Genomic DNA, 13,135 nt, shown 5'->3' with positions numbered 1-13,135 from the left:
GTGAGTAGATAATGGCACGTAATATCTTAGAGATGAATAATATCACCAAGAGGTTTTTTGGAATAACTGCTTTGGAGGAAGTTAACATCAGTCTCTGTGAGGGTCAGATAATGGCATTAGTAGGGGAAAATGGTGCGGGTAAGTCTACTCTAATGAAAATATTAAGTGGAGTTTACTGTAAGGGTAATTTTGAAGGGCAAATCATTGTGGATAGTAAAGAAACTGATTTTAACAGCAAACAGCAATCTGAAGAAGCTGGTATAGAGATGATTTATCAGGAGGTTAATTTACATCTAGATCTTTCAGTTGCAGAAAATATTTTTCTTGGAAGACTTCCACGTAATAAACTAGGCTTTGTTAAGTGGCAGGAAGTTTATGATAATGCTTTTGAAGCACTTGAAGCTGTAGGACTTGATGTGGATGTTCATCAAAAGGTTCGTAACTTGAGTACCAGTCAACAACAACTAATAGCAATTGCTAAATCTCTGGTTCGTAAACCCAAGATTTTAGTACTTGATGAACCTACATCTGCATTAACGGAAACGGAAGCACAAAATCTTTTGAACTTACTGCAAAATCTACAGCATAAGGAAAAAATATCCTGTATTTATATTTCCCATAAACTAGATGAGGTATTTGCCATTGCCGATAGTATTACTGTGTTACGAGATGGAAAATTGATCAATAGCTATCTTAAAGAAAATGTTAATTCCAACCAAGTGGTAGAGGATATGGTTGGCAGAAAGATTGAAAACCTATTTCCAAAAACGGAAGTTCCTATTGGAGACGTAGTATTACAAGTGGAAGGGTTGACTGTTTCACATCCTTTGACTAAGGCTAAGAATATTGTTGAAAATGTATCCTTTGAAGTAAGAAAGGGAGAAATATTAGGACTTGCAGGTTTAATCGGTTCGGGACGTAGTGAAGTGGTAAATGCCATCTTTGGTGCTTTGGAAACACGTGGAGAACCTAAGATTTATATTGATGGAAAGAAGGTCAAGATAAAATGCCCGGTGGATGCTATTGCTAATGGATTAGGTCTGGTTACCGAGGATAGACGTAAGTCAGGTTTTGTTGGATCCATGAATATTCGCGAGAATATTTCTTTAGCCAGTTTTGCTGAGATCAGCAGGTTAGGCTTTGTTAACTCTTCAAAAGAGGAGAAACTTGTTGATGAAAAAATCAAAGAACTGCGGATTAAATCTACAGGTAGCGAAGCTAGTATTTTATCTTTAAGTGGTGGTAACCAACAAAAGGTAGTTCTAGCAAAATGGTTAATGAGAGATGTAAAAATTTTGATTTTAGATGAACCTACTCGAGGAATAGATGTTGGAGCAAAGGTTGAAATATATAATTTGATGACAGAGCTGGCACGTCGTGGAGTAGCAATTATAATGATTTCTTCTGAGCTCCCAGAACTTTTGTCCATGTGTGATCGTTTTATAGTTTTAGCAAGAGGGAAAATAGGAGATGAGTTTCTAAAAAATGAAGCAAGTCAGGCAAGAGTGATGAAGGCAGCTACAGGTGCTTGAATGAACTCACTTTGAAGGGGGTGGGAGTTAGGGAAAATACTATTCTTGGTCAGACTGATTAATTTTGTTTAAAAAAATGGGAGGTTAAGTAAAATGAAAATGAACAAAAAGTTTATTTGGGTTATTGTAAGTCTTTTAGTTATGGGCTTGTTTTTGGTAGGCTGTGGTCAAAACGGAAATACAGATAATGAGGCAAATAACTCTGAAGATAGCTCAGAAGAAGCAAGAATAGTTTTCGTAACTCCATTAATTGGGCATCCTGTATGGCTTATTGCTAAACAAGGTTTTGATGAAGCTGCACAAGACTTAGGATTTAGCGGTGATTGGGTAGGACCCCAGGGAATAGATGCTAATGCAATGATTCAGCAAATTGAAAATGCTATTGCTCAGGATGTTGATGGTATTGTAACTATGGCCCTAAACCCAGAGGCATTCCAGCCTGTCTTAGAAAAGGCTGAAGAAGCTGGGATTCCTGTTGTTATTGTAAACTCTGATGCACCAAATGCACCTCGTATGGCTTACTTAGGGACTGATGAAAAGAACTTAGGGCAAACAGGAGCTCAAGAGATAATTAAGAAGCTTGATGGAACTCCTGCTAAAGTCTTAACAATGCAGAGTACCATGGATGCTAAAGTAGCTAATATGATGATTGAAGCTTATATTGAGGAATTAGAAACTGCACCAGGAACTGAAATCTTGTCAAGAGAATCAGATAATAGTGACATGATGGTAGCAGTACAGAAGTTCCAAAATATGTTGCAGACATATCCAGATGCTAATGTAATTATTGGAGTTGCCGCTGAAGTTGGTCCTGCTGCTGCTACAGTAGTTGAAGAAATGGGATTAAAAGGTGAAATTACAATTGTAGCTATTGACGATATGCAGGAAACAGTTGATGCTATTAAGAATGATGTAATTTACGGCACTTTAACTCAAAACTTTTATCGTATGGGTTATCAGGCTTCCGAATTAATAATGGACTATATTAAAGAAGGTAAGGAACCTGCTAGTAAGATTATTGACTCTGGTACCATTTTCGTTACAAAAGAAAACATAGACTCTTATCAAGACGAAATGAAGAACTGGTAACTATATTTGGCCGGTCTATATATAGACCGGCCTTTAAATAAAAGGTTATTGGAGGGAAAAGTATGCTAACATCTAGGGAAAGAGTTCGACTTGCGTTGGAACACAAAGAACCTGATCGAATTCCCATTGATAATGGTGGAATAGTATCAGGCATGCATAAGGTGGCATACAAAAATCTATTAGAATACTTAGGGTTAGAATCAGAAATTGAAGTCTATGATCCAATACAGGGTCTGGCAAAGGTAGATGATGCTGTCCTAGAAAGGCTTCACGTAGATACGAGATATATATTTGCTAATGGACCTTCTAACTGGGAGTATAAAGAGAATGAAGATGGCACTTGGTATAACGAATGGAATGTTCTCTTTAAAAAAGTAGGCTTCTATGCTGATTCTGTCGGGCACCCCTTAGCCGATAAATCATTGGAGGAAATAAAGAAATTTAAATTTCCCGATCCTGAAGACAAAGCACGATTTGCAGGACTTAAAGAAAAAGCGGAGAATTTATATAAAGAAACCGATTATGCACTAGTAGGCGGTACAATTGGGGCTTTATATACACCGGCATGGGATTTAAGGGGATATCAGCAGTTTATGTTGGATAGTGTTGCAGAACCTAGAATTGCAGAATATCTAATGGATGAGCTGTTGGAATGGTGGATTGCCTTTTATGATAAATATTTAGATGAAATAGGTGAATATATAGAGTATTTTTGGGTTGGTGATGATTGGGGTCAACAAACAGGACCTTTGATTAATCCGGATAATTTTCGTAAGGTTGTAAAGCCGCGGTTTGCTAAGCTTCATGATTTTATTAAAACTAAAACAAAAGCTAAGCTGGCTTACCATACTTGTGGATCAGTTTACTGGGCTTTACAGGATTTTATTGATATTAACGTGGATATCATGCATCCATTACAGCCTACAGCTAAGGATATGGATTCGCAAAGAATCAAACAAGAATTTGGAGATAAACTGTCATTTCATGGTGGAACAAACAACCAGGGGGTCTTTCACCTAAGCAAGGAATTAGTCATAGAAGATGCTAAAAAACGGATTAAAGCGTTTGCACCCGGAGGCGGCTATATTTTTTCTTCAGGCCACAATATCCAGGCTAATTGCCCTCCCGAAAACATTTTGGCACTATTTGATACTGCTTTTAAATATGGTAAATATCCTATTGAATTCTAAGGTGTGTGGTAAGGATGAACACAACATTAAAAGATGTAGCAGCTTTAGCTGGGGTTTCGATAGCTACTGCAAGTTTAGCTCTTAATGATGGCTACGGGGTAAATGTAAATACTAAAGAAAAAGTAGTCCAAGCAGCTCACAAGCTAAATTATGTTCAGAGCAGCGTAGGAAGAAATCTTATTACTGGTAAAAGTAATACTATAGGTCTTTATATTTTAAACAGCCGCAATAATCCCGACTTAACAGGAGAATGCTCCTATTTCTATTCTATTTTAAGAGGGGTTTTGAGTGTTGCTCAGCAAAATGGCTACTCATTAAGCTTTTGTGTTAAAACTTGGGAGGAAATTGAAACAAGCAACTTTTTTGCCCTGCGTTCACGGGATCGTTCTAATGATGGCATGATTATAATTCCTCAGTATAACTATCATTATAGTTTTTTGCAGGACTTGGAGAAATATGACTTCCCTTATATAATTTTTAACCCTAATACGACAACTAATAAATCTAAAAGAATATCTCTGAATAATTATTTAGGTGCAAGACTTGCCACAAGGCATCTTATTAATCTGGGCATAGATTCTATAGGTTTTATAAATGGACCGGAAAACCACTATGACGCAGTTGTAAGGGAAAGAGGATTTCTGGAAGAACTGGTTCAAGGAGAAAAGGTTAAAGCTGAAGAAAAGTGGTTTGAACGGGGTGACTTTACTACTAAAAGTGGATATGAAGCTATGGAAAGAATTTTAAAAGGCGGAACACCGCCCAATGGAATTTTCTGTTCCAATGACTATATGGCGGCAGGTGCCATTCAGGCTTTATATGATAATAATTATAGGGTACCAGATGATGTTGCTGTTGTTGGATATGATAATACAGATATAGCCCTTAGTATATATCCCCACCTAACAACTGTTATTAATCCAACATTTGATTTTGGTAGGCTGGCCATGGAACGGTTATTACGCCTTATAAATGGTGAAAGAGACTTTGAAGAAATTATAGTAGAACCTGAATTAATTATACGAGGATCTACCCAAAAAATTAAGCTAAATGATAAATAGTATAAAATAAGGTTCTGGGAAAATCCCAGGACCTTATTTTGAATATGCTTAGTACACTTATAAAAAATATAAATTCAACTGAACTGGGGAGAAATCTAAAATGTATCTTTCTTTTGACTTAGGTGGTACTAACATTAAGGCGGGAATTATTGATGAAGTGGGAAGGATTATACATAAGCACTCGCTTCCAACAGCAGAAAGCAAAAATGTGGATGAAATTACGATGCAGTTTGTAAAAATAAGCAATACCATAATTACTGAAACAAAAATTGATAAAAATATAATAAAAGGTGTAGGGGTTGGAATACCAGGTTATGTGGAATCGGAAAAAGGTATTGTAATTAAAGCCCCTAATCTGCATTGGGTTAATATAAATATTAAAGAAAAGCTGGAAAGAATTTTTGACCGACCTGTTTTTATCACTAATGATGCAAATGCTGCTGCACTTGGGGAAATGTGGAGAGGTGCAGGTAAAGGTAACGATAATCTTATTTGTGTAACCTTAGGCACGGGAGTTGGTTCAGGAGTAATCGTAGGTGGTAGGATCCATAATGGATGCTATGGGGTGGCAGGTGAAATAGGCCATTTTAAAGTTCGAATGGATTCCGGGAGAAAGTGCAATTGTGGTCAGATAGGTTGTTTAGAAACAGAAAGCTCTGCTAGTGCACTAGTTTTTTATGGAATTAATGCTATAAAAAATGGAAATAGAACTTCTTTAGCAGAAATCATGAAGAAAAATGGTAAATTAACTGCTGAGGATATTACCCAGGCTGCCCAGCAGGGTGATAGGGTAGCGACTGAGTTAGTAGATAATGCTGCATATTATTTAGGCTTTGCTCTAGCTAACATTTATACAGTTGTAGCACCTCAAAGGATAATTATCGGAGGGGGTCTTTCAAAAGCAGGTGAAATACTGTTTAAGCCCATAAGGAAATGGTTTAATAAATTTCTTTTTACAGATATTATAGAGCCGGAAGCCATATTTGCGGCCACTCTAGGAAATGATGCCGGTATCGTAGGCCTGGCTAGATTAGTTGAAACGCAAGGCACATGAGACAAACCATGGAGATGCCTTTTGAAGCGCAAAACACTATGGTTACTGAAATGGTATGGTATGATAATGGTATCTATCAAAAATGCCTATAGCCGATTAATGGGTAAAGCCAATTATTAGATGTCGAATTTGCAGGAATAATGTCGGTTTTGTGGAAGTATTTTTAGGTAATATTTAAGAAATTAGTTTTTTACATAAAGGTGGTAGGTTATGTTAACGCAGCAACATATTTTAAAGCGGGGGCATATTAGTGCAGAACTTAGTAATATATTTGATTATCCTATGATAGTAGCAGTAGCGGCTATGGGTTATGGAAAAACCACTTCAGCAAGGGATTATCTCAATGAAGTAAATGCACAGTATGCTTGGTTGTCAGTTGAAAGTGACGAATCATCTCCACAGTATATCTGGGACTCTCTTATAGGGCAGCTGGCCAAAACAAACTCAGAACTTAGTAAACAGCTTCGTGCTTTAGGTTTTCCTGATGATGCGCCGCAGAGAGACAATATCTTAAAAATAATCGAAGACCATAGCTACATGACCAACACCGTACTGGTAATTGACGATTATCATTTTGCTCACTCGCCCGAACTTAACAGGCTGATTGAGAAAATTGTACGGGCAAAGATAGATGGGTTACATATTCTCATCCTTTCAAGGACAATACCACAAATGAATATTGATGAATTAATGCTCAAAGGATATTGCTACTTAATAAAAAGTGATTTATTTGAGATAAATACTGATGAAATAAAGGAATACTTTAACCTCTATAACCATGATATTTCTGATGATACCGCTAGACAGGTTTATGAGATATCAGAGGGCTGGGTATCGGCCGTATATCTAATCATGCAAAGGTATGCTGAAATAGGGGAGGTGGAGTCGGGAAGAAGTATCGAAAGACTGATCGAAACGGCAGTTATGTCACGATATACTGACAAGGAAGTAATGATATTGAAATCACTATCTGTGCTTGATAGCTTCACACCACAGCAGGCAGTATATATGACTGATGACAAGGAAACCGAAAGTATTATTCAAAGATTAAGCTATGGGAATTCCTTTATCCGTTATGATGAACATCAAGGGGTATATAGAATCCACAATATTTTTACTAACTATTTAAAAAAACTACTGGAAGTACAGCCATCCAATATAAAGCTCAACGAATTGCATAAGCGTTCCGGGCAATGGTGTATTAATAACGGTGATATTATTTCAGGATTTAAATATCTCCTAAAAGCTAAGGAGTATGACCTTATTCTAGCTGAATTTGAGAAGCACAGTATTAACTTGGTGATAGATAACAATCCCAGATATATATTAGAACTATTTGAGCATATTCCTGTTGAAGCAAGATACCGTCATCCTATTGGCTATCTTGCCTATGCCGGTTTTTATGTTACCAATGTGGATCCGGAGGCTGGTGCACGGCTTCTAACAGAAATAGAGCGGTATTACCAAAATGATGACGGAATATCACCTGCAATGGATAGACGTATTTCTGGAGAAATAGAGTTAATCAAGGCCTATATCGGTTTTAATGATGCTTCTTTGATGCACGAAAAACTGGCAAAAGCTCATGGGATGCTGGGAGGACACTCTTTGATCGCCAATAAGGATAAGATTATTACTTTTGGCTCTCCCCACGCTTTATACTTATATTATCGGGAAAAAGGGCAATTGCTATGGACAATGAAGTGTGTAGAAGAGATGTTTCATCATTACATGGAAATGGCTGGCGGATGTGGCAAGGGATTTGATGAGCTGCTACGAGGGGAGTATTACCTGGAAATTGGGGATCTTGATAAGGCCGAGCTTTACGCTTTCAAGGCGATATACAAGGCCAGAACAATGGAACAGGTTTCTGTCATTATCTGTGCGCAGTTGACACTTGCAAGAGTTTGTGCTGCAAAGGGGAAGTTTGATGAAGCATTAGAAACTATGGACGATTTATGTGAAGAGGTAGATGCTTGCAACAGCCCCATTCTTAGTAGTGCATTTGACTTGTGTGCCGGCTATATTGGAGGGATAACGGGAAAAGATAACAGGTTTGCCAAATGGTTAGGGTCGGGAGATATGGAACAAAGTGAGGTATTGTATCAGGGCATGGGGTTTAACAACATTATCTATGGAAAATACCTTTTGCTTAAGAAGGACTACATAAAACTAGAAGTGCTATGCGAAGAAATGCTGCAGGCTTTTTCTCAGCTAAACAACCTGTTGGGTTACCTACATACTTACATCTTGGATGCAGCTGCCAAATACAAGCTTTACGGTATGGAAAAGGCAAAATCCGCAATCTTATCTGCCCTAGATATAGGCAAGTCAGATGATATTGTATTACCTTTTGCAGAATATGGTATACATATTTTGGAAATACTGCAAGACATGCAAAGAGAAGCCGAAAATGATGAATATCTGGACAGGCTAGTGGCATATGTATCTCAGTATGCTTCTAACCTGGAAAATATTGAAGGTGCAAAATCGACGGTGCCAATAATGACGAATCGCGAGGAAGAAATACTCAAACTTATTGTAGAAGGCAAAACCAACCGGGAAATCGCTTCAGAGCTATTTATTGCGGAAGTCACCGTCAGGAAAAATATCACTTCTATTTACCGGAAATTAGATGTTACTGGACGAGCCTCGGCTGTTAAGAAATCTATGGAAATGAAAATAATGTAGAATTCTAGGAAAAAGTATCTCATGCGATAATATTTTGTTTTAAAAAACTCTGCTATGATTTTGATAGTGGAGTTTTTTTATTTATTGGATTGGTGAGGAGGGAATACATGTGCCAAAAATCATAAATGTCATTCCGAATGATAATTATACCCTGGTCATAGAACTCGATAACTGTCACAAAATTATCTACGATATGAAGCCCAGGCTGCATGCAGTTAGATTCTGTAATCTTGCTGATATAAAAAAGTTTAAAGACGTTAAAGTAGAGAACGGAAATACCCTAGTCTGGGACAGTTTATGTGAGATAACCATTGATGAAATTATGAATATTATTGAAAGATGAGATAGGTATTAAAAGTGTTAAATGGTAATTCAATTGAGCAACAATAAAGGAGGAAAACAAATGAGAAAAACATTATTGTGTACGCTGGCTTTACTACTTTTATTTGTTTTTGCAATACCAGCGATTTCTAGTGTGTCTGAAGTCATAACATTTAAATATGATGATTTTACCAATAATAATTTAATTAAGCTGGATGGTGATACAGAAATAATCAACGATTCATATACAGAAAAAGATGTTATCAGACTGACTCCAGCAGTCAATGGTAAATCGGGTACAGCATATTACCAAAACTATATCTCTCTGGAAAATGATCGTTCCTTCAGCACCTATTTTACCTTTAGAATAATTCCGGACGGACTTGGCGCAGATGGTATTGTCTTTATTCTAAATAATGATACCAACCAATTAGGAGTTTCCGGTGGCGGTATAGGGTATTATGGTATGAATAACAGCATTGGTATAGAGTTTGATACCTTTGATAATTCTGATTGGAATGCTCCTTCAGACAAATGGTATGGGGACAAGGATCTTGGGTATAACCATATAGCTATTAATGTCAATGGCAATATTGATAATCCAGTTGCTGCGGCCTCCAATTTACAAATCGTATCTGCTACTGGTGAATCCAGCTATAATTTTAAGGACGGTAATTTACATCATGTATGGATTGATTATGATGGACCAAATTCTACCATTGAAGTGCGGATAAATCGAGAATCAAATGAACGTCCAGAAAACGCACTAATATCTTATAACAATCTTAACCTTGCGGACATTTTGAAGAAGGACGAAGTTTATGTTGGTTTTTCTGCTACAACTGGTGGCAGTCGTGAATCAAATGATATTAATTATTGGTACTTTAGTAACGACATTAGACCAATTGACACAGTAAATAAAGAATATGTCTCTGGGCCATCAATTAACTTAACTGCTTCTCCTGTTAGTGATACAGAAACCACGCTTACTGCTGCAGTAACAAACGCTGATGGTTCTTTTGCGTCCAATGAGGAAGTGGAGTTTAGCACGAATTTAGGAACGCTTAGCAGTACAACAGCTACTACTAATCAAAATGGTGAGGCTAGTGTTACCTTGACAAACATTACTAATGGTGGAGCCTATGTCAAAGTATTAGCAGCATATGGAGCTTATGATGAAGTTATTATGCCGCCTAGTGCGCCAACACTTGAAAGCAATAGCGCTACTTCCATTACCCTTACACCGATAGATGGTGCTGAATATAAAATGGAAGGTGGAGAGTGGCAGGCCAGTAATTATTTTTCTGATCTTTCTATGGATGTCGAGTACACCTTCTATGCCAGAATGAGGGAAACACCAACAAGTGCAGCGTCAACTGCAACCATTGGTGTAACCTTTTCGACATTGCCACCTTCTGCTGATGGCTTGCTGGCATACTGGAAATTTGATAACGACTTTACTGCTAATTTTGGAGGGGTAAATTTTAATTTAAATGGTCATGGAGCTGAGGGAGTGCCTATACAAGGACAATTTATGGGTAGAAATGCGGTTAAGTTTGAAAGGGATAAAGAGCAGTATCTTTTAACCGAAAATAGTATTCTAGAAAGTGGTAACAACTTTACCTATATGGCCTGGTATTATTTGACCGAGTCTATAGAAGGGTCAGATCGCTACTTTGTGCTTGAGTCTACTGGAGATTACTATCCTGTATCTTATGGACTTCTTAATGAAGGAGATGAGGCTAAGGGTCAGGTCTTTGCGAGTCATAGTAATAGTACACATATAAGTACTGAAGATGAGGTCTATGGTGCAAGTGTAGGTAAATGGTATAACATTATTGTTACTTATAATAATTCAGATCCATATACGCATACTGCTTATATAAATGGTGAAGAAGGTGGAACTTTAGAAGCTGAATTCATATATGATTTGACTGGTTTGGTGATTGGTTCATATAGAGATCAAAATGATAGATTCTGGGAAGGATACATTGATGATGTAGCCATCTGGAATCGAGTATTAACAGGAGAAGAAATTAATAGTTTACAAACAAGCCAAGTATCTGGAGAAGAGACTTATACCGTATACTATTATGGAAATGGCAATACAGATGGATCACTACCCATTGATTCCAGTATATATGAAGATGGAACAACAGTAACAGTACTAGGCAATACCGGGGGATTAGAAAAAACCGGCCATACCTTCGCAGGGTGGAATACCCAGGCAGATGGGAATGGAACTTACTATGAGGCCAATAGGACATTTACGAGAGGTTCAAGCAATGTGACATTATATGCGAAGTGGACAATGGATACCTACACTATCACCTACAACCTTGATGGCGGCACAAACTATGATGGGGCTCCTACAAGCTATACAGTAGAAACTGAAACAATAAACCTCGGTATACCAACCAAAGCCGGGTACACGTTTGATGGTTGGTATAATGCTGCAACTGATGGTAATGAGCTAACACAGATAGTAAACGGCAGTAGCGGGGACAAAACCCTATATGCAAGATGGATAGCAAATTCAGATACCGTATACCAAGTAGAACACTACAAGCAAAATATTGACGCAAGTGGCTATAATTTGATGGAAATTGAGACCAAGGGTGGAACAACAGATACCATTGTAACAGCCGTATATAAAAATTACATAGGATTCATAGAAAACACTACGCATAGTGATCGTGTGGCAAGTGGAACAATATTCGATGATGGCAGCCTGACACTTAAGCTCTTCTACGACCGTGACACCTATACTGTCAGCTTCAATACTAATGGAGGTAGCGGGGTAAGTGATACCTCCGATATACGCTATGAAGCAACAATCCCATCACCCATAACTCCAACTAAAGAAGGTTACATCTTTTTAGGGTGGTATAAAGAACCAGGCTTAACTAATGTTTGGAGCTTTACAGGAGACAAAGTATTAACAGATACTACCCTGTATGCAAAGTGGATAGACAAGGAAACCATCATGATGACAGCTAACCCAGCCAACGTAGCAGGCAGCAAAAGCTTTAGGCAGGTATTTACATTAAACATTGTTAATGACACAGTAACAGGATCAGTATATGCATCAGATATAAGCCTTGAAGGAGTATTAGATGGGCTAGATATAGCAACAGTTGACAAAACAAGTCCAACAACAGTTACAGCAGAGGTTTACGGTAACTTAGATAGTGAAGGAATAGGTACAATTACATTAAACGACAGTAAGTTGACAACCAGTATAAGTCCATTAACGGCAGAAGTAGCAGTTAGCCTTTATAGCATAGCCTATGACGGGAACGGAAGTATAGGAGGAAGTATACCAAACGATAACAATAGATATGCAGAAGAGGCAACCGTTACAGTCCTGGGTAATACTGGCTCACTTGAAAAAACAGGATATACCTTTGTTGGCTGGAATACAGAAAGAGATGGAAGTGGGATAAGCTATCTAGAAGATTCAAGCCTAACAATGAGTACAGCAAATATAACCCTGTATGCGCAGTGGAAAGTAAACACATATATAGTGAGCTTCAATAGTAGTGGTGGAAGTGTGGTAGCGGATATTACAGCAGACTACAGTACAACCATAACAGAACCAGTAGACCAGACAACAAAGGAAGGATACATTTTTTTAGGGTGGTATAAAGAAGCGGGCTTAACCAATGCCTGGAACTTTACAGTAGACAAAGTAACAGAGGATATCCTCTTGTATGCAAAGTGGATAGACAAAGAAACCATTATGATGACACCTAACCCAGCTAACATACTAGGCAGCAAAAGCTTTAGGCAGGTATTTACATTAAACATTGTTAATGACACAGTAACAGGATCAGTATATGCATCAGATATAAGCCTTGAAGGAGTATTAGATGGGCTAGATATAGCAACAGTTGACAAAACAAGTCCAACAACAGTTACAGCAGAGGTTTATGGGAACCTAGATAGTGAAGGAATAGGTACAATTACATTAAACGATAGCAAGCTGACAACCAGTATAAGTCCATTAACAGCAGAAGTAGCAGTTACCCTTAATAGCATAGCCTATGACGGGAATGGAAGTATAGGAGGAAGTATACCAAACGATAACAATAGATATGCAGAAGAGGTAACCATTACAGTCCTGGGTAATACTGGTTCACTTGAAAAAACAGGATATACCTTTGTTGGCTGGAATACAGAAAGAGATGGAAGTGG

General features: G+C 37.8%; 7 protein-coding genes and 1 pseudogene. All 8 read left to right on the top strand.

Annotated features, from left to right (window positions below; all coding sequences use genetic code 11):
• Positions 1–11: 11 nt before the first annotated feature.
• On the top strand, positions 12–1,532 hold the full coding sequence (locus tag APF76_14900; GenBank protein KUO53077.1) for a D-ribose transporter ATP-binding protein: 1,521 nt from the start codon (positions 12–14) through the stop codon (positions 1,530–1,532).
• 93 nt (positions 1,533–1,625) lie between these two features.
• Positions 1,626–2,621 (top strand): hypothetical protein, encoded by a 996-nt coding sequence (locus APF76_14895; GenBank protein ID KUO53076.1) that lies wholly within the window; start codon positions 1,626–1,628, stop codon positions 2,619–2,621.
• 62 nt (positions 2,622–2,683) lie between these two features.
• Positions 2,684–3,811, top strand: coding sequence for a hypothetical protein (locus tag APF76_14890; GenBank protein KUO53075.1), 1,128 nt, complete (start codon positions 2,684–2,686; stop codon positions 3,809–3,811).
• Positions 3,812–3,825: 14 nt separating this feature from the next.
• The gene (locus APF76_14885; GenBank protein KUO53074.1) at positions 3,826–4,872 is read left to right on the top strand and encodes a hypothetical protein; all 1,047 of its coding nucleotides are present in this window, start codon (positions 3,826–3,828) and stop codon (positions 4,870–4,872) included.
• 100 nt (positions 4,873–4,972) lie between these two features.
• Complete coding sequence (locus APF76_14880; protein KUO53073.1) at positions 4,973–5,926, top strand: hypothetical protein; 954 nt, start codon at positions 4,973–4,975, stop codon at positions 5,924–5,926.
• A gap of 210 nt (positions 5,927–6,136) precedes the next feature.
• On the top strand, positions 6,137–8,617 hold the full coding sequence (locus tag APF76_14875) for a hypothetical protein (GenBank protein KUO53072.1): 2,481 nt from the start codon (positions 6,137–6,139) through the stop codon (positions 8,615–8,617).
• Positions 8,618–8,726: 109 nt separating this feature from the next.
• Entirely contained in the window at positions 8,727–8,960 is a 234-nt protein-coding gene (locus tag APF76_14870) for a hypothetical protein (protein KUO53071.1), read from the top strand.
• Positions 8,961–9,020: 60 nt separating this feature from the next.
• A pseudogene (locus APF76_14865) lies at positions 9,021–13,135 on the top strand.

The organism is Desulfitibacter sp. BRH_c19 (genome assembly GCA_001515945.1).
In the GTDB taxonomy this organism is placed as follows: Bacteria; Bacillota; DSM-16504; order Desulfitibacterales; family Desulfitibacteraceae; genus Desulfitibacter.
Note: the sequence above shows the minus strand (reverse complement) of the source record. Positions and strands in the feature narration are given on the sequence as shown.

Excerpts from the sequence above, each read along its gene's own strand:
- APF76_14895 (KUO53076.1), top strand. The coding sequence starts at position 1,626 with ATGAAAATGAACAAAAAGTTTATTTGGGTTATTGTAAGTCTTTTAGTT.
- APF76_14875 (KUO53072.1), top strand. The coding sequence starts at position 6,137 with ATGTTAACGCAGCAACATATTTTAAAGCGGGGGCATATTAGTGCAGAA.
- APF76_14885 (KUO53074.1), top strand. The coding sequence starts at position 3,826 with ATGAACACAACATTAAAAGATGTAGCAGCTTTAGCTGGGGTTTCGATA.
- APF76_14900 (KUO53077.1), top strand. The coding sequence starts at position 12 with ATGGCACGTAATATCTTAGAGATGAATAATATCACCAAGAGGTTTTTT.
- APF76_14890 (KUO53075.1), top strand. The coding sequence starts at position 2,684 with ATGCTAACATCTAGGGAAAGAGTTCGACTTGCGTTGGAACACAAAGAA.
- APF76_14880 (KUO53073.1), top strand. The coding sequence starts at position 4,973 with ATGTATCTTTCTTTTGACTTAGGTGGTACTAACATTAAGGCGGGAATT.